Origin of the sequence: Flavobacterium sp. W20_MBD1_R3 (assembly GCF_052119725.1) — a bacterium.
Lineage (GTDB): Bacteria > Bacteroidota > Bacteroidia > Flavobacteriales > Flavobacteriaceae > Flavobacterium.
This window is the reverse complement of sequence record NZ_JBGQOR010000009.1, coordinates 1-19,661: the sequence shown is the minus strand read 5'-3', so window position 1 is coordinate 19,661 and position 19,661 is coordinate 1. Positions and strand designations below refer to the sequence as shown.

The following is a 19,661-nucleotide window of genomic DNA, read 5'->3' as shown; positions in this document are numbered from 1 at the left end:
GACTAATATGAAAAATATAAAAATTTTATTACCTCTTATAGCGATCATGCTCTTTTCGTGTGATGATTATTTGGATGTAAACGTAAGTCCGGACCTACTTCTTATTGACCAAGTGGGTCCAAGTAAATTGTTACCAGCGGCACAGGTTGGAACTTACAGAGTTCAAGCCACTACTATGAACCAGCTGGGCAATGTATTCTCTAACTCTTGGGCTTCAAATGTTCAAAGTTACACTGGAGGATATTCAAGAGAATTCCAATTAACTATTGATAATTCATTTTATACTGGTATTTGGGACGGATTATATCTTAATGTTAATAATTTTCAGAAAATTATTGAATATCCAAATCCAGATGGTAAATATGACTACTATATTGCTGCTGCAAAAATATTAAAAGCACATTATATGCAACATATTGTAGATTTATATGGTGATGCTCCTTATGATGAAGCATTTAATGGATTGACAAATAAAACTCCTAAATACAACGATGATCAGTACATTTATCGCAAACTATTAGGAGAATTAGATGAAGCGCGAACAATAATAGAAAATTCTGATCCATCTATTGCAGAAGACATTGCAAGCACTGATGTAATGCTTCATGGAGACATGGACCAGTGGTCAAGATTTGCTAACACAATCGAATTAAGAATGTTATTGAGAATGTCGAAAAATACAGGAACTGTAGCAACATACCGCGATACAAGACTTACTGCGCTTTCATCTAAGGACTTCCTAACGACAGATGTGGCAATAAATCCTGGTTATTCAGATAATAATGACGGCCAACTAAATCCTTTCTACGCTGTATTTGGTTGGGATGCTGCATTTACTGCCACTGCAAACCGCACTTTTGTTTGTCCATCCGGACATGCTTACAAATCCATGTTAGCTTCTTCAAATTATTCTACTACAGGTACTCCAGAAATCATTACAGGTTCAGGAGTGTTTTATGCTAATTTAACTGACCCTAGATTTACTCGAATATTTACAACTGGTGCAGGTCAATCATACAGAAGAGCCGTTACACAAGGCAGCACAGTTTGTGACGTGTTCCCTACTACGGGTGTCATTGGTCTTCCTGGAAGAATTGGCACTGGCAACTTAAACCCTTATAATTTAGTACCTGCTTCTGTTACTAGTGACTATGCAGATGCCAACGGCTACGTAATGACTTTGTCTGAAGTTAAATTTTTGCTTGCGGAGGCTGCACTCCGCTATCCTGCTTTTGGTAGTGCTCAAACTTATTTTGATGAAGGTGTTACGGCTTCATTCGCTTATTTTGGTTCAACCATTGGAACATATTTAACTACCGCAAATACTACTAAACCAAACTTTGGTTTTAATACGGCAAATACATTTGATCAAAATTTACATGCCATAATGTATCAAAAATGGATCGCATTAATTGGTGTAAATGGTATTGAAAGTTTTATTGATTATAACAGAACTGGCTTCCCTTTGACTCCTCTTGCTATTACAGCAACTAAAACTAGAAAACCAAGACGATTAATTTATCCAATCTCTGAGTATGTTGCTAACTCAGCAAATGTACCAAACTTAACAGAATCTCAAATATTTTCAGAAACTGATCCTTCTTTCCCTTTCTGGCTGTTAGGAAATCCTACTCTAGGAAACTAATTCTTAATTTTATTGAAAAAGGCTGTTCGAAAATTATTTTTCGGACAGCCTTTTTTTTTTAATAAGAAGTGAACTTTTTATTATACTTTATAAATAACTCAACTTACACATAAAGTAATTGCTTAACCAATACACCTAAGAATCATATAACGGTGTTCTTTCATAAATAATTGATTACCTCCACTTAATAATAAACTTACTGTCATATTTTAAATGTCAATTCTTAACTGTTTTCTCATTTATATTACTGGACTTAGCGCTTCATGCCACCATATTTAAAAGTATTCCTTTATATCTACTAGAGTCCGAAATAAATAATAATGAAGGCTAGATTATTTTTAAATAACTTCCGTTGTCAAACTTCAATTCCATCTAACAAAATCCAAAAGATCAATGCCACTTGTATCTTGGAGCCAATTATCATTTCAGAATATAATTATCATATGCATGAAATTTTCATTCTTGAAAATAATAGTTAAGGTCCGAAATTCAAATTAACTTATTATTTACAAAATGATATTCCAATAACAACACACTGTTGAAATTGTAAGAAATCAAACGATCCTTTAATTTTTTCCATATTTCACATCGATAACAAAACAATTCAGGTATCCTTAAATTTAATAATTGCTTGTAAAATAGACTGCTCGTTACTTCAACCCCAAAGTTTGTCTACAAAGAAATCAACATATTTGACAGAAAAAACAATTTATACCTATATCAAATTACCACTCAATAAAAGAAAAAAAACAAAACACCCATTTTAGGTATCTCTACTTATTTAGTACTAAAAGTACTTAATCTACTGTTTTTTAAGATTATTTTGATAATATATACTATTTTTTATATTAATAAAAATTGAAGTATTATCAGTATTTGACTCATATATTAAGTTATCGTTAATAATTAACAAGTATCTATTAGGAATATTAAGAATTAATTAAGAATTTTGAAAATCTAAATTCAAAATATTTTAATATGAAATTAATGTTTAAAAGCTTTTTAGTGTTGGCAATAGCACTGATTTCGCAAATCACATTGGCTCAGGAACGAATGGTTTCCGGAACGGTTTCTGACCAAAGCGGTTTACCAATACCTGGAGTTAACATTGTGATTAAAGGAACTTCAACTGGAATTCAAACTGATTTTGATGGTAAATTTCAAATCATGGCGACACCGGTTCAAATCTTGGTTTTTTCCTATATCGGAATGATCAACAAAGAAGTTTCAGCTTCATCAACCAATTTAACAATCAAATTGAAAGATGACGCGGTACAATTAGAAGGCGTTGTGGTTACAGCTCTCGGAATCAAGAGAGAGAAAAAATCTCTTGGATATGCCGCTCAGGAAGTTGGCGGTGAATTACTATCTCAAGGCGGTCAAAACAATGCAGTATCTGCACTTTCTGGTAATGTAGCGGGTGTTCAAGTTGTTGCACCATCAACAATGGGCGGATCTTCCAGAATTATTATGAGAGGTATTGGATCTGTAACCGGAGAAAACAAACCTTTGATTGTAATAGATGGTATTCCTTTAGACAATGGAAATTATAACGACTCCAATACTGAAAGAGGAGCCGGAGGTAGAGATTATGGTGACGCTTCTGCGGATATCAATCCAGATGATATCGAATCAGTTACGGTATTAAAAGGAGGTCCTGCAGCTGCCTTGTACGGTAATAGAGCTGGTAACGGTGCTATTTTATACACTACAAAATCAGCTAAAAAAGGAAAAGGTGTCATTGAATTCAACAGCGGAATCACGCTTGAATCGATAAACATTATGCCAAACCTACAAAACTCTTACGGCGGGGGTAATTCAACAACTTTTGGAACTGCAAATATCAACGGAACCACTTATAATGTAGCTGATTATGGAACTGACGAAAGTTGGGGACCAAAATACGATACCAATTTAAAATACCTTCCTTGGAATTCTTTTGATCCTGAATTTTCTAATGATTTTCTTAAAGAAAAATCATGGGTTGCGCCTACTAACGATGTCCGTTCATTTTTCAATACGGGTGTAACACGCAACAACTCGCTATCCTTCATGAAAGCGACCGAAGATTCTAATGTTAGAGTTTCCTATGCAAACCAAAGTACAGATGGAATTGTTCCTAATAGTAGATTAGCAAAGAATACATTTTCATTTAATGCAAGTACTAAAATAACAGATAAATTGAAGATAGAAGCTATGGCTACCTATACTTTAACTAAAGGTTTTAACAGACCAGAACAAGGATATGGAGACAATAGTTTAGGACAAAAGTTCTTTCAATGGGGACAAAGACAATTAGATTACAATGAATTAAAAGACTATAAACTGGCCAATGGCGACCAAAGAACTTGGAATAGAAAAAGTTTTGACGATGCAACGCCTAATTACTCTGATAATGCGTATTGGACCATCAACGAAAACACATCCGAAGACAAAAGAAACCGTCTTTTTGGAAATGCAAAATTGACTTACAACATAACTCCAGAATTATATGTAGTAGGAAACGTATATGCAGATACCTATACTTTTAGAATAAGTGAAAGAGTAGCTGTTGGTTCACAAGCACAACCAAGCTATACGGATCAAACTAGAACTTTAAGTGATTACAACTACGAAGGAAGAGTCCATTTTGACAAAAAAATAGGCAAATTCAGTGTTAATTCATTTTTAGGTGGAAACAGAAGAACTTACTCTTTCAATTCCGTTAGCGGACAATCTGTTGGAGGATTAGTGTTGCCAGGATTGTATAACTTATCCAACAGTACTGAACAAGCTTTAGCAACTAATGAACAGCAATTCATGACTACTAACAGTCTTTATGGCTTTGCTTCCGTAGGTTATGACAACATGTTATTTCTTGAAGTTACGGATAGAAATGACTGGTTTAGTACCACTAGCAAATCCGTAAACTATGCATCAGTAACTGGTAGTTTTATTTTTTCTGAACTGACTGATATCAATTGGTTGGATTTTGGTAAACTAAGAGCTGGTTGGGCACAAGCCGGAAACAGTACATCCCCTTACCGTCTTCAAAATTATATAGACGTTTACTCCCCTTTTCAAGGTGATCCAAGATACAGTACAGCTTTAAGTTCTAATAATGCTGATCTTGTACCTGAATTAAAAACTACCAAAGAAATTGGTCTTGAATTCAGTTTATTCAAAAAAAGAGTAAATTTAGACGTATCCTATTACGACGTAATCACAACCGATTTGATTACACCAATCCAATTAGAAACTAGCACAGGATTTAGTTCTAAACTGATTAACGCGGGTAAATTACAAAATAGAGGTATTGAAACCACTTTGAATATTAACCCGATACGAACAGAAGATTTCAACTGGGATATTACTTGGAACTTTGCTAAAAACAACAATAAACTAGTCGAATTATTCGAAGATGTAACAAGTTTACAGTTAGCACAAGGACCTTTTAGAGCACGTTTGTTAGCTGTGGTAGGACAAAAATACGGTCAACTCTACGGAACTGACTTTGTATATGACAATAATGGAAACAAGCTGGTAGGAGCGGATGGAAATTATGTAGCCTCTGAACAAAAATCACTCGGATCTATTATTCCGGATTACAACATGGGAATAAGAAATGCTTTCCGTTATAAAAACTTTAGCTTGAGTGCTTTAATTGATATTCAAAAAGGTGGAAGTTATTTCTCTACAACTCATATGTGGGGAACTTATTCTGGTATGCTAGAAAATTCTGCAGCAAACGGAATAAGAGAAAATGGAATTGTTGTAGATGGTGTTTTGGCTGACGGAACACAAAACACACAAAATATTTCTGCTAGAACTTGGGCACAAGCACATTACAACACTGTAGATGCTCAAAATGTTTTTGATGCTGATTATATCAAATTAAGAGAGGTATCGTTTGGATACAACTTACCAATCAAAAAAGAAAGTCCTTTTACAAGTATTAAATTATCTGTTTACGGACGAAACTTATTTGCTTGGGGATTAGCCTGGAAAGGAATGGATCCAGAAATGGCTTCTTACGGAAGTGGGAATACACAAGGTATCGAAGGAGGCTCTTTGCCTTCTACCAGAACGTACGGAATGAATCTGGAATTTAAATTCTAATAAAAAAAACATGAAAAAAACAATCATATCTGCCTTAGCATTTATTGCACTACTTGTAACTACGAGCTGCACCGCTGATTTAGAAGAAATCAACGTTGACCCAAACAGACCTGTGTCAGTTCCCACTTATGGAATATTTAACTTTGCGAATAAAGCCATCATGGACGGAACCAGAGGCCCATTCTCTTCTGCAAGAATGGCTCTTCCATGGGTTCAATATTCGGCACAAACAAATTACACTGAAGAAGATCGCTTCCAATTCAGGCAAGAAACAAATACTGCACTATTTAATTCCTATTTTTTAGCAGCTAATAATTATAAATTAGTTATTGATTTGAATGTAGATCCCGCAACAAAAGATGAAATGTCGTCTTTTGGGAATAATGACAATCAAATAGCTGCGGCAAGAATAATGCTGGCGTATACTTTTTCCCAATTAGTGGACACCTATGGCGATGTTCCTTATTATTCTTATGGAAATAGTGATGCAGATTTTCAGGCTTTGCAATTAGATGAAGGTATTCTGAAGCCCAAATATGCAAGTCAGCAAAAGATATATGCTGACCTTTTAAAAGAGTTACAAGAAGCGTCAGAAATGATCGTACTTTCCGAAGTCGTTTTTACCCAAGGAGATCAACTTTTTCAAGGAAATGCTGAAAAACTAAAAAGATTCTCTAACTCTCTACGTTTACGAATAGCAAACAGAGTAAAAGGAGTTGTTTCTGGTGCCGAAGGTCACATTACTGATGCAATTGCTTCAGGAGTTATGCTTTCAAATTCAGATAATGTTGGTTTGACTTATCAAAACGACGCTATCAATCCTAGCCCGCTCTATATTGCTTTTTTTATAAACAATAGAGATGATTTTACGATTTCTAATACTTTCGTAGATTTGTTAAAAGGAACCTTAGGAAACAATAGTGCTGATCCAAGATTGCAGAAATTTGCTGCCCCAATAACTGCATCTTTAGAAGATGTTGGTAACAACTTGTATACAGAAACTGATGATTTAACAAAATACGTTGGAATGCCTTATGGAATTCCTAGTGCATCAGCACCGTCACAGCTACCTAATACATCAAGATTTAGTTCTAATATTCTTAAAACTGATTATACTGAATACTTTATGGAGTATGCGGAGGTTGAGTTTTTATTGGCGGAAAACAACAATTGGAATACAACAAACTATACCAATGGCGTAAAGGCTTCAATGGAACGTTGGGGAGTAACATCAGCTAAAATCAGCACCTACTTGACGAACCTAGCACCAGCATCAGAAGAAAATGTATTGACTCAAAAATACATAGCACTCTATATGCAACCTACAGAGGCATGGTCAGAATACAGACGAACTGGGTTTCCTAAGACAATCTTGAAACCAGGCGGAACATATGCTTTAAACAATCCTTTTGAAGGAGCAACAACCTATACCTTTCGAGCTTTAAACAATTTGACAGAAATGCCAAGTCGTCTTAATTATCCTGTAAACTCGCCTCAGTTAAACGGTGAAAATTACCAGGAAGCTTCCACAAACATAGGAGGTGATTTGCTTACCACTAAATTGATTTGGGATAAAAACTAATTAGTTTTTAAAAAATAGAATACTAAAAATTACGATTTTTAAACAGTAGTAAACAAATGTTTGCTACTGTTTTTTTTTTGTGCCATTTTTGAATAATGCGTAGCATTACTAGCCAAGTAGAGGGCTAACGATTCAAAATTATTCCTTTATAACTAGGCTATTAATGATTAAAAAATGCAAATACACTGATCCACATGACCCTTAGGGACTGGGTTTTTAAGATCAATCTCAAAATTCAACATTAATATTTTTGAAATATATACTAATCAGTGGAGTGTGTGCTAGTTTTCTTTTTATGATTAGAATTTAAATCTAAAAAAAAATCCATAAAAGTTAATGAAAAAATTATTTTTTTCTTTCAATCACATAATTAACCATCAAAATCAACGCGTCTTTGAATTCTGAATTGGGATAGTTATCTAAAAGCAGCAATGCTTCTTGTTGGAATTCGACCATTTTTTGTTCGGCGTACAACAAACCATTATTGTTCTTTACAAAAGCGATCACTTCTTTAACCCGCTTTTTATCTTTATTATGATTTTTTATGGAGTTGATTAACCACGTCTTTTCTTTAGAAGTACACATATTCAAAACGTGAATAAGTGGTAAAGTCATTTTTTGTTCTTTGATGTCAATTCCTGTAGGTTTACCAATTGCTTCCTCAGAATAATCGAATAGGTCATCTTTTATTTGGAAAGCCATTCCGATTAACTCTCCAAATTTTCTCATATTCTCTACCTCAGTCTCCTCTTCAATAACAGATTTAGCACCAAGAGCGCAACAAGCAGCAATAAGTGTCGCTGTCTTCTTGCGTATAATTTCATAATAAACAGCTTCCGTAATATCAAGCTTACGGGCTTTTTCAATTTGGAGTAACTCTCCTTCACTCATCTCGCGAACCGCAACGGAGATAATACGCAGTAAATCAAAATCACCATTATCAATAGAAAGCAGTAACCCTTTAGACAATAAATAATCACCTACAAGTACCGCAATTTTATTTTTCCAAAGTGCATTTAAAGAGAAAAATCCTCTACGTCTGTTGCTATCATCAACCACATCATCATGCACTAATGTTGCAGTGTGAATAAGTTCAATCACACAAGCACCTCGATAGGTTCGTTCATTGACAACACCTTCCGAAACCATTTTAGCGGTCAGAAAAACGAACATTGGTCGCATTTGTTTCCCCTTCCGATTAACAATATAATAAGTTATTCGATTTAACAAAGCTACCTGCGAAGTCATCGATTCATAAAACTTTTTTTCAAAAAGTTCCATTTCGTCAAAGATGGGCTGTTTTATTTGTGAGGTAACATTCATTTAGAATTCAAAGATACTATTTTAAAATAAAATATTTAATACATATTTGAATATAGAATTTTAAATTGTATTATATTTTTTAGTAATTTTAAGTAACAGATGATACCAAGTTGTACTACCTACAGGCACTTTTTATTGTTTTTAAATCTGTTAAATTACGAAGTATATCCCCAAAAGAGTTTTGAATTATTTTATTAACACTAAAACCTCCACTTAACAGAGGATGACGAAATTATTACGCTTATAGTTAAATAAAAACACATTTAAATCCCACTGAACTATTAGTATAAATTAAAATAAGATATCATGAAAACAAAAATTTTATCAGGTATAGCATGCGTATTGCTAGGATTTTTTAGCAGTTGCGATTCTAACAATAATGACGAAAACGAACCAAATCCGACTCTGTCACTAACCAGTGAAGATGTAAGCATTGAATCAAAAATTGATGTCGCTATTGATGATGTAGTTTTTATTGTTGAAGATCAATATTCCGCACAGCAAAATTCGCCCAACAAATCCATTAGCACATTGAAGGGGTTTTTACCAACATGCGCAGCAATTACAACAGTCTTAGCGGATGGAGTTTGGACTAGAACGATTGATTTTGGAACGGAAGGTTGCTTGCTTCCCAATGGAAACATAGTGAAAGGAAAAATAATCATTACGTTTTCTAGTAATTTTACTAGTCCGGTAAGAACTATTTCCTATACTTTTATCGACTTCTATCACAACAACAAACTCCTTCAAGGAAACAAAACAATTGCTTACGAACTTAAAAGTACAACTTTACTAACAGAAGTTCACCCCGTAATGACCTTTTCTGTTGATATGAAAATCACCTTTGATGACGGTAGAATCTATGCAAGAACCGGCACTAAAACTAAGGAAACCGTTGAGGGATATGGAACACCACTTATCTGGGATGATAATGTTTTTTTAGTAACCGGGAATAGCACAACCGTTTTACCTGACGGTGAAGTCATTGCAAAAAATATTACTACTCCTTTGCGCTACGTGATGAGTTGCAACTTACCTTTTCCAGTAAGCGGAATTGTTAGTATCACTAAAAATGATTCAGAGGGTATTTTAAATTTCGGAAATGGCACTTGTGACAACCTCGCATCATTAACAATAAATGGCATCACAACTGAAATTGTACTTCAAAAATAATAATAATCAGAAGCAGAATAAAGCATTAAGATGAATATCATCTTAATGCTTTATTCTGCTTCCTTATTCGCTAGTTGTCCACAGGCAGCATCTATATCTTTACCACGACTCCTGCGAACCTTAACTACAATTCCTCCCGCTTCCAGTGCCTTGATATAAGCATCTATTGATTCCTCTGGAGCTTGTTGAAATTCACCATCATCAATGGGATTGTATTCAATCAAATTAACTTTACAGGGCACGTATTTACAAAATTTCACTAAGGCGTCTATCGAAGCTTTGTTATCATTTATACCTTTCCAAATTACATATTCATAGGAAATTTTACTTTTAGTCTTTCTGTACCAATATTCTAGAGATTCGCGTAAATCTGCCAATGGAAAATTTGCACTAAAAGGCATGATTTTAGATCGAATTTCATCAATTGCGGAATGTAATGAAACTGCTAATTTAAATTTGACATCATCGTCTGCTAATTTCTTAATCATTTTAGGAACGCCTGATGTTGACAGCATAATTCGCTTAGGAGACATGCCTAAACCCTCAGGAGAAATGATCATATCAATCGCTTTCAAAACATTATTATAATTCATCAGCGGCTCTCCCATTCCCATAAACACAATATTAGACAATGGGTGATTGTAGTACAAACGACTTTCTTTATCAATTGCAATTACCTGATCATAAATTTCAGCTGGTTCTAAATTTCGCATTCTTTTTAATCGCGCTGTAGCGCAAAAGCTACAATCCAAACTACATCCTACTTGGCTAGAAACACAAGCTGTGGTCCTAGTATTAGTAGGAATCAAAACGGATTCAACAACTAGCCCATCATGCAGCCGAACAGCGTTTTTTACTGTTCCATCTGCACTGCGTTGCATCGTATCTACTTTGATGTGATTGATAACAAAATGTAATTCCAGCATGGCGCGCGTTTCCTTAGACACATTGGTCATGTCCTCAAAACTATGAGCTCCTTTACTCCACAACCACTCATAAACTTGATTTCCGCGAAAAGCTTTATCTCCATTGGTCACAAAAAATTCTCGTAATTGTTCCTTAGATACTGCTCGTATGTCTTTTTTCTCAATTTGCATGCTGCAAAGTTAATGACAATTTGTCGATTTGTTGAATTCATAATTTGATAACTTTGCAACAAACAAAAAAAATTAATTTCATTCTGCAAAAATCCGATAACCAACTCCTAATTATTTCCAAAATACCGCACCACTAACTCAACGCACCTGATAAACCAAATGTAATTTTTTGTAAATTTGCATATAAATTTTAGGAGCTTTTTTTGGCGCAGAATCAAACTTATTTAATTATATTAAAAGGTGCTACATAAATCAATATGTTTGGGGAAATATAAAATAATGATAAGTGAAAAGATAGGAACACAGTAGCGTAATTTTGAGAAATTTTATTGAAGAAAAATAATCCATCATTAACGATTTATCGCACTAAAATCATAAAACTTATTGTAGAAGAAAGTTACTTTTCATTGCTGCAAATAAAAACTTATCCTAATGATATTCTAAGTGATCAATAACCTTTTTAAAATTTAAAATAAAACAACTATTCTGATTAATTTACTTTTGACTAATACCAATTTGATAATAGAAAAATAATTATCTATAAATTCAAAATACGTGATCAGTTCCATCACAACACGATTAACGCTGGTACAATTTAAACACATTTCAAGACCTAATAAAAAGATTAAAATAATGCATTTCATATCCCAAGAATTAGAAGACTATATCGAGCAACATTCTGAAAAAGAACCCCTTTTGCTGTCAGCATTAAATAAAGAAACCTATCAAAAAATCTTATTACCAAGGATGTTGAGCGGCCATTTTCAAGGTCGGGTTTTGAGCATGTTATCAAAATTAATTCGACCGGTAAATATTCTCGAAATTGGAACTTATACCGGGTATTCGGCTTTATGCTTGTGTGAAGGAATGCGGGAAAATGGGCAGTTGCATACAATAGACATCAAAGAAGAATTAGTTGATTTCCAGCGTAAACATTTTGACAAATCACCATGGGGCAATCAAATTTTTCAACATTTAGGAGAAGCAATTGATATTATCCCTACGCTTGATTTAAAATTTGATTTGGTTTTCATTGATGCCGATAAAGAGAATTACATCAACTATTTTGAACTGATTGTTCCAAGGATGAATAAAGGCGGCATCATTCTCTCAGATAATGTTTTATGGAGCGGTAAAGTATTAGAACCACTAAATCCTAAAGACATAAGCACAAAAATATTATTGGAATACAATCAATTACTTGCAAATGACCCCCGGATAGAAACCGTTTTACTACCTATTCGAGATGGCTTGACAGTCAGCAGAGTTCTATAATTTAAGATTGCAGCATACCTAAGGATACATTCGCTTTGAGATCATAGGCATGATTTTCTAACTAGCTTTTTTTAAACCAGAAAAATAATGCACAAACAAGGAGGTTACTTCTAGTCCTTTTTTCGCAACGGAAAATATCTTTCTTGGGCTATTTTGTATACATAATATACAAAAAAACCTGTAGTAAATCCAAATAAATAGCCTGATACAATATCTAATGGATAATGTAATCCAAGGTAAATTCTACTATAGGCAAATACGAGAGGCCATAAAAACAGTAACCAAAAGTGTGTAAAATATCGCCTTAAAGTAAAATATAAAAGTGTTGCTACAGCCATTGAATTCGAAGCGTGACCGGAGAAAAAACTAAAAGATCGTCTGATTTGAACAACTCGGATAAAAGAATTGATTTCAGGATTGCTACATGGTCGTAAACGATGAAATTCACTCTTGAAAACATTCGTCATTTGATCGGTAAAAGTTACTAAAGCAGCAACAAACAAAAGCAAATAAAGTGTTTGCTTTGCTCCTAGTTTTTTAAAAATGACAAATAGTAAAATTAGAAAAAGTGGAATCCAGTTACTTTGTTGGGTAATGAATGACCACAACTCATCATACGTTTCGGACCCCAAACCATTTAAAAAAATAAATAATTCCGTATCTAGAGAAAGTAATTTATCTAACATTATACTTGACGTTTTATAGGCCCTGCAGCTTCTTCAACAATTTTTTTTGTTGCATCAATCTGTGAAGTCGTTTCGTCTACCAAACTATCTTTTGTTTTGTTAATTTCGGTTGAAACACTTTCAGAAATATTTTTAAATTGTGAAGTTTCACCCATAAGATTATCTTTTGCTTTATTGATTTCCGTAGAGATATTACCTCTAAAATCGCTCAAAGACTTGGTGTCAAACCCATTCGCTTCTGCTCCTTTTTGAATTTCACTTTTTATGTCATTTGTCGCATTTTTTAATTGCGCCATTGCTTTACCCATCGTACGTGCCATTTCGGGTACTTTATCTGACCCAAAAAGCATGAGTACAATAAACATAATGAAAATTAATTCTCCTCCTCCTATGCCAAACATATTTTTTGTTTTAGTTGCTACAAAGATACCTAATTTTGAAACCTTGCGTTTTAATTTTTTCATAAAAAAAAAGACTCTTTTCAGAGTCTCTTTTTTTTAGTGCTTTTTGTTTAATCAAATTTAGACTTTACTTCCTCTTTTGGCCACATATTATTAGTGACATCAATATCGGCAGTTTCTAATTTTGGATCTATCTGAATTTTTTTGATTGCTTTTTCAGTCGCATAAACCTTCTTAGCTGTATCATTGTTTTTTCTCCAAATTTGAGCTGGGTATTTGAAGGTTTCTTTTGAATCATCATCGTATGTTAACTCAACAATAATTGGCATTAGCATCCCTCCAGGTTTATTGAACTCTACTTCGTAGAAATATTTAGGCGATTTTAATTTAGATTTTTCAGCAGCTGTAAAGTTTTTATTTACATAATCTGATAATAAATTCACATCCGAAATAGCTAATGCTTTCTTGTCTTTAGATGATAATTCCTCGCTAGTTCCAGGAACTAAATATACAAAAGGTCCTTTTTCCTGACCAAAACGTCCTCTTCTAACTACCGCATCTTTTAGTTCTTTAGTTGCAGCCTCAGACACATAATATTGTTTTACTTCTTTGACACCTATATCTACAAAATCAGTAGAGTAAAACCATCCTCTAAAAAACCAGTCTAAATCAACTGCAGAGGCATCTTCCATCGTTCTGAAAAAATCTTCAGGGGTTGGGTGTTTAAATTTCCATCTATTTGCATATACTTTAAATGCATGGTCAAATAATTCTCTTCCCATGATTGTTTCTCTTAGAATATTCAATCCTGTAGCTGGTTTTCCGTACGCATTAGAACCAAATTGAACAATCGTCTCTGAGTTAGACATGATTGGTTCTAAGAATTTTTGATCACCACTCATATAAGGAACAATTTTACTTGCAGGACCACGATTAGAAGGAAAATTAGTTCCCATTTCTTGTTCGGCCATATATTGCATAAAGGTATTTAATCCTTCATCCATCCAAGACCACTGACGTTCATCAGAATTAACGATCATAGGAAAAAAATTGTGTCCTACTTCGTGAATTGTTACACCAATCATTCCATTTTTTATGCGATCACTAGTAACACCTTTTTCATCTGGACGCCCATAATTCCAACAAATCATTGGATACTCCATTCCTTGATCTTCAGCAGAAACTGAAACTGCTTTAGGATAAGGATAGTCAAAGGTATGCGCTGAATAACTTTTCAGCGTATGTGCTACTGTTCTTGTTGCAGTTTCTCCCCAAAGTGGATTCGATTCTTTTGGATAAACTGAAATTGCCATTACCGTTTTATCATTCAATTTAACGGCCATTGCATCATATATAAATTTTCTAGAGGTAGCAATACCAAAATCTCTAACGTTTTTAGCGCTAAATTTCCAAGTTTTTTTCTTGTCTGAAAATCCTTTTTCGCTAGCTTCGGCCTCTGCTTGCGTAACAACAACTACAGGTTTGTCATACGTTTTTTGTGCTAACTCATATCTTTTTACTTGTGCCGCCGTAAAAACTTCACTCCTATTCATAAGATCACCCGTAGCTTCCATAATGTGATCTGCAGGTACCGTGATGTTCACATCAAAATCACCAAAAGGCAACGTAAACTCTCCCGTTCCCCAAAATTGCATATTCTGCCATCCTTCAACGTCATTGTATACAGCCATTCTAGGATAAAACTGCGCAATTACATATAATTTATTTCCTGATTTCTCAAATAATTCATACCCTGATCGGCCGCCTTCAGCTCTGTAATTATTAATATTATACCACCAATTAATTGCAAAAGAGAATTTTTCGCCAGGTTTCATAGGTGTTTCTAAATTAATACGCATCATGGTCTGGTTGATCGTAAAGGATAACGGATTTCCTTTCGTATCTCTTACAAAGTCAATATTAAAACCCCGTTCTAATTCTTGTTTTAAAAACTTATTAGTGAAGTTTCCCGCCGGAAAAACCTGCTCCATTCTTTGGCTTTCTGCTAAAGGAGTTTGCGAATTTTTAGCCGATTGATTTTGGTCTAATTGAACCCATAAATATTCTAAAGTATCCGGTGAATTATTGTAATACGTAATAGTTTCTGAACCTGTTAGCTTAGAATTTTTGTCATCTAAATCAATATTAATTTTATAATCAGCTTGTTGCTGGTAATAAGCGGGGCCCGGAGCTCCTGAAGCCGTACGAAACATGTTAGGCGTAGCTAACAAATCATACATTTGACTAAACTTATTAGTGTCGTACTTTCCGGTTTGTTTTGGTGTCACCGACGTCGATTTTTCCTGTGCAACTAACAATGCAGGAAGAAATAAAAATAAAAATATTTTTTTCATAGTAAATTTATGGTTCTTTTATTGTGTGAAATTAATATTTTAAATAGAGGTTTCAAAATTTATTCATACTTTAAAACTCCCGTCGATGAAGAATCTGTAAATAATAACGTGTTTTTAATCCCAAAAACCTTAAAATGCATAATGTTTTGCTGATCACTATTTCCCTCAATAATAACGGTATTGTACACTTCGAGAGTTATTATTTTTGGAACATCTTTAATAGTCAAATAACAAATAAGAACATCGCCTTCCATTTCTTTACTCAAAAGATGCATGGCTGTAGAATGCCCATTTATTTTTATAGAAAATTTTTCGGTTAAGTACTTTTTCAATAAGACCAAATCCTCAGCAGTTTCCTTTTGAGAACCTAAATTAATTTTTTTATTGTATTTTTTTCCAATGGCACTAGTCAAATCATCCACAAAAATACGAGAGGTGATTTCCAGCATTTTCTTTTCTGGAGCATAATTTACTTGATACAATGCCACGTAAAATTTATGCGCATTGAATGAAGTCAACGTTAACAGTAGTAACCCAAAAAAAGTAATTAAGATTGTTTTTTTCATTTTTCAAAAGTAGTAATTCTTTTAAACTCTTCGTTCTTGGTGATTAAGAAATCAATCAGTAAAAATTCATCTTCTTGTTTCAAAAGATTTTTTGCTTTGGGATCACCCTCGCAATAATCCAGAAAAAGATCAATTTCATCTTTTTTTAACTTTAAAGTATTGGTAAAAAAATAGGCATCCATTCCCTTCGAAACTACATCCGAAAAATCTACATTTGGATTTAAACCTGCTTTTTCTTCTGAATTTTTCTTAAATAATTTAGAAACCATTTTGAAGACTCTAACAAAATCCATTCCGTTTTCTATAGTTCCATCTGACGGCATCGTCCTATTTATAGGAGATGATTTCTCATCATCTACAAATTGCATATCTACAATACGCTGCGTATTTTCTGCGATAGGCTTGATTTCGGCTTTGCGTTTCACTATAACTTCATTAAGCAGCGTAGTTTGCGTTTCTAAGTTAATGACAAATAACGTTTTTGCAAAGTCTTTTTCCTCGACTACTATTTTTTTTGACTTGAATAAATTACTTGAAACCAGCAACGTATCTTTGGCTTTGGCCAAAATATCAAAAAAACCCTGATCGCTTATAAAAGTTCTCGTTTTTGAATTCAGATTAAAAACATATCCATGATCTACTAAAGCGGATTCGTTGGCAAACTGACCGTGCAATGATTTTCTGCTTTCATTTTGACCAAAAGAAAGTTGGCAAAAGAAAAGTAAACAGATAATTTTTATTATTGTTTTCATTGTGATTTTTTTAGTGTTATTTTTTCAAAATTCATTATTAAAAATTTTTCTGAACAGTAAACGTTTTCCGCAGTAAAGACCAAGATACACTTGGCTTTCGCCAAAATAAAAAAGGCTCCTGCACTATTTGTTTGCGTTAAATTTAAGATATTTATTTCATTTACGCCAATAGAATCTATTCTGATTATTCCTTGCAGCAACTATTAATCGAGCTTTAGTCCAAAAGAAATCTGGCCCAGTACAGATAAAATTCTATTTATTTTCAAGGATTATTATTTGGTTATAATTTTCCGCAAGCTTGACGATTAAATACATGACTAAAGTCTTGTTTTTAGCTCGTAACGCATTGGCAAAAGCGACATCATCAACGCAATAATACTGGAATCCTTTGATATAATCTGAAGGAATTCTTAATGTTTCCGTATAATATTTATCCTCAAAAAGCACATCAATTCTCGCTAATAACTGTTCTTTCTTCTCAATTATAATTTCTTTTTTCAGCATGGCTTTACGTCCAGAAATAGTGTTCAGCAATCCATCGATTCCTCCACCCGAAGTTGCAGTGTATAACTTTCTTTCGGCAGCTGTGTATTTTTTTTGACCGTAAGGAATAATGCCTAAACTCTCCGCCGAAATAGCAGATTCATTAACCACAACCTCTTTCAAAATAATACTTTTAGGCATCATCAGGACCGTAATAACTTCCTGCAGCATATCCTGTTTGCTGATTTTCCTCCGGACGCCTTCTAAATTTACGGCTGTAAAGACCAGAACATCGCCTTCTTTTACGGAGATTGTAAAAAAGCCATTTGCATCTGAAACCGTTGCTTTTTCTGTTGACACATTTACAATATTAATGCGATCCACTGCAACAGAATCTGCGGTGATTTTTCCTCGAATTTCCTTTATAACATTGGTCTGTCCAAAAACAACTTGAACCAAAAAAAGGACTATTAACTGTAGCGTATTTTTAATTTTCACTTGCAATTATTTCTTTATACTTTGTTGCTAATTCTCCTATCAAAAAAGTAGTCATTGTAACATTTTTAGATTTGAGAACAGTTACAAATCGTTCATTTTCGACACTGTAATACTCAAATCCTTTGACATACTTAGCAGGTATTTTTAATGTACTCACAAAATAATCGGTAGTAAACAGATTCTCCAATTGTCTTAAATAAGATTCTTTCTTCTCGACTTGAAGTTCTTTTTTCAGCATTTTCGTTCTTCCTGAAAACCAATTTAACAATGGATCTGCCGAAATAGACCCGCCCATCATGCTACCCGCATTAGCACTAGCATTAAGATGACTAGCAGTATATAACTTTCGTTCTGCAGGCGTGTATATCTTTTGACCCTTTGGAACAATTCCTAATGAAACGGCGTTAATCCCATTTCGAACAATAACCTCTCGCAATTGATTCACGATAGGCATCACCTTCACATAAAAAGTTTCTTGAGCAAAATGATCTTGTGTCAAAAGTAATGTAGTTTCCTTGAATTGCGATGCCGAAAACAATAACGTATCTCCCACCGCTGCCTGAATAGAGAAACTACCTTCTTGATTTGTAACGGAAGCCTTCTCTGTTTTTTTATTTATGACATAAATACCTTCCAAAACCGAAACATCAGCAGTCACTTTTCCGTTCAATTGCATTCGGGAGGCTTCTTGTGACAGAACATTCGTCGCAGCAAAAGCCAAAAATAAGTACACAATTCTAATCATCTTTTTGAAAGCCATTATTGACACCTCGTAAAAGTATCTTAATGCATTCTAAATTAATTACTAATGGGTTGGTAAAAAAATGTTAATTAAAAACTTGAATTAAAAAAGACTGATTTAATACCTTTAGCACAAATTAGCACTAAAAATGAAAAACATAATAATCGCAAGTACCTCAACGCTTGCAAACGAGAATTATCTAGAGTATTTATTACCGGAATTACAATTGCATTTTCAAAACTGTAACACGATTCTTTTTATTCCTTACGCCAGACCTGGCGGCATTTCGCATGAGGAATACACTACGATGGCACGCTTGGCTTTCGCCAAAATAAATAAAAAAGTAATCGGAATTCATGAGTTTGAAGATGCCAAATTAGCTGTAAAAAAAGCAGAGGGAATTTTCACGGGAGGAGGAAGTACATTTGTTTTAGTATCCCAATTATACAAAAGTAATGTTATGGAAATTCTCTCAGAAACAATAAAAAACGGAACGCCCTATTTAGGAACAAGCGCTGGAAGTAACATTTGCGGATTAACAATGCAAACGTCAAACGACATGCCGATAGTTTATCCGCCAAGTTTTAAGACTCTGGGATTAATTCCTTTTAATTTGAATCCGCATTATTTAGACCCAGACACTACTTCGACACACATGGGCGAAACTCGTGAAACCAGAATTAAAGAGTTTCATGCTTATAATACGGTTCCCGTTTTAGGGTTAAGAGAAGGAAGCTGGCTAGACGTAAAAGGAGACACAATTACTCTGAAAGGCGATTTAACCGCACGATTATTTCGGCAAAATCAAATTCCAGAAGAACTGGAAAGTGGAACAGATTTGAATTTTGTAAAATGATTTTGAAACGAGTACAGCATAAATAAAAAAAACCTCAAACAAAGTTTGAGGTTTTAGAGCGAAAGACGAGGCTCGAACTCGCGACAACCAGCTTGGAAGGCTGGAGCTCTACCAACTGAGCTACTTTCGC

At 34.1% G+C, this 19,661-nt stretch carries 15 protein-coding genes and 1 tRNA gene; 6 read left to right on the top strand and 10 right to left on the bottom strand.

Annotation, left to right across the window (positions count from 1 at the left end):
- The first annotated feature begins 7 nt into the window (after positions 1–7).
- From ACEN2F_RS11835 to ACEN2F_RS11825, 3 genes are all read left to right on the top strand, one after another.
- Positions 8–1,645 (top strand): SusD/RagB family nutrient-binding outer membrane lipoprotein, encoded by a 1,638-nt coding sequence (locus ACEN2F_RS11835; protein ID WP_441739334.1) that lies wholly within the window; start codon positions 8–10, stop codon positions 1,643–1,645.
- Between the two features lie 978 nt (positions 1,646–2,623).
- Positions 2,624–5,743: a SusC/RagA family TonB-linked outer membrane protein gene (locus ACEN2F_RS11830; RefSeq protein WP_441739332.1), complete on the top strand. Its 3,120-nt coding sequence runs from the start codon at positions 2,624–2,626 to the stop codon at positions 5,741–5,743.
- 10 nt (positions 5,744–5,753) lie between these two features.
- Entirely contained in the window at positions 5,754–7,325 is a 1,572-nt protein-coding gene (locus ACEN2F_RS11825; protein WP_441739330.1) for a SusD/RagB family nutrient-binding outer membrane lipoprotein, read from the top strand.
- A gap of 345 nt (positions 7,326–7,670) precedes the next feature.
- Here the strand turns inward: ACEN2F_RS11825 and ACEN2F_RS11820 are convergent, their stop codons facing one another.
- Positions 7,671–8,648, bottom strand: a complete 978-nt coding sequence (locus ACEN2F_RS11820; protein ID WP_441739328.1) for a polyprenyl synthetase family protein — start codon at positions 8,646–8,648, stop codon at positions 7,671–7,673.
- Positions 8,649–8,954: 306 nt separating this feature from the next.
- Here ACEN2F_RS11820 and ACEN2F_RS11815 point away from each other — a divergent pair, with 306 nt between their 5' ends.
- Positions 8,955–9,821 carry a hypothetical protein gene (locus ACEN2F_RS11815; RefSeq protein WP_441739326.1) on the top strand — a complete coding sequence of 289 codons (867 nt, stop codon included), beginning with the start codon at positions 8,955–8,957 and terminating at the stop codon, positions 9,819–9,821.
- 50 nt (positions 9,822–9,871) lie between these two features.
- Here the strand turns inward: ACEN2F_RS11815 and rlmN are convergent, their stop codons facing one another.
- A complete protein-coding gene (rlmN, locus tag ACEN2F_RS11810; RefSeq protein WP_441739324.1) occupies positions 9,872–10,918 on the bottom strand; it encodes a 23S rRNA (adenine(2503)-C(2))-methyltransferase RlmN in 1,047 nt (348 codons plus the stop codon).
- A 633-nt stretch (positions 10,919–11,551) separates the two neighbouring features.
- Between rlmN and ACEN2F_RS11805 the strand changes: the two genes are divergently transcribed.
- On the top strand, positions 11,552–12,193 hold the full coding sequence (locus tag ACEN2F_RS11805) for an O-methyltransferase (protein WP_441739322.1): 642 nt from the start codon (positions 11,552–11,554) through the stop codon (positions 12,191–12,193).
- A 110-nt stretch (positions 12,194–12,303) separates the two neighbouring features.
- Here the strand turns inward: ACEN2F_RS11805 and ACEN2F_RS11800 are convergent, their stop codons facing one another.
- The 7 genes from ACEN2F_RS11800 to ACEN2F_RS11770 all read right to left on the bottom strand — a co-directional run bounded on the left by ACEN2F_RS11800 (position 12,304) and on the right by ACEN2F_RS11770 (position 18,678).
- Complete coding sequence (locus tag ACEN2F_RS11800; RefSeq protein WP_441739320.1) at positions 12,304–12,879, bottom strand: phosphatase PAP2 family protein; 576 nt, start codon at positions 12,877–12,879, stop codon at positions 12,304–12,306.
- The gene (locus ACEN2F_RS11795; RefSeq protein ID WP_441739445.1) at positions 12,879–13,280 is read right to left on the bottom strand and encodes a Sec-independent protein translocase subunit TatA/TatB; all 402 of its coding nucleotides are present in this window, start codon (positions 13,278–13,280) and stop codon (positions 12,879–12,881) included. The genes ACEN2F_RS11800 and ACEN2F_RS11795 overlap by 1 nt, the downstream gene beginning before the upstream one ends.
- Before the next feature lie 110 nt (positions 13,281–13,390).
- Complete coding sequence (locus ACEN2F_RS11790; protein ID WP_441739318.1) at positions 13,391–15,634, bottom strand: M1 family metallopeptidase; 2,244 nt, start codon at positions 15,632–15,634, stop codon at positions 13,391–13,393.
- A 59-nt stretch (positions 15,635–15,693) separates the two neighbouring features.
- Positions 15,694–16,200, bottom strand: a complete 507-nt coding sequence (locus tag ACEN2F_RS11785; protein WP_441739316.1) for a DUF6702 family protein — start codon at positions 16,198–16,200, stop codon at positions 15,694–15,696.
- Positions 16,197–16,952, bottom strand: a complete 756-nt coding sequence (locus tag ACEN2F_RS11780) for a hypothetical protein (protein WP_441739314.1) — start codon at positions 16,950–16,952, stop codon at positions 16,197–16,199. The genes ACEN2F_RS11785 and ACEN2F_RS11780 overlap by 4 nt, the downstream gene beginning before the upstream one ends.
- A 252-nt stretch (positions 16,953–17,204) precedes the next feature.
- Entirely contained in the window at positions 17,205–17,933 is a 729-nt protein-coding gene (locus tag ACEN2F_RS11775; RefSeq protein ID WP_441739312.1) for a carboxypeptidase-like regulatory domain-containing protein, read from the bottom strand.
- Complete coding sequence (locus tag ACEN2F_RS11770) at positions 17,923–18,678, bottom strand: hypothetical protein (RefSeq protein ID WP_441739310.1); 756 nt, start codon at positions 18,676–18,678, stop codon at positions 17,923–17,925. The genes ACEN2F_RS11775 and ACEN2F_RS11770 overlap by 11 nt, the downstream gene beginning before the upstream one ends.
- A 145-nt stretch (positions 18,679–18,823) precedes the next feature.
- Here ACEN2F_RS11770 and pepE point away from each other — a divergent pair, with 145 nt between their 5' ends.
- Positions 18,824–19,531, top strand: a complete 708-nt coding sequence (pepE, locus tag ACEN2F_RS11765; protein ID WP_441739308.1) for a dipeptidase PepE — start codon at positions 18,824–18,826, stop codon at positions 19,529–19,531.
- Positions 19,532–19,588: 57 nt separating this feature from the next.
- On the opposite strand, the gene ACEN2F_RS11760 is transcribed toward pepE, so the two are convergent.
- Positions 19,589–19,661 (bottom strand) — tRNA-Gly (locus tag ACEN2F_RS11760).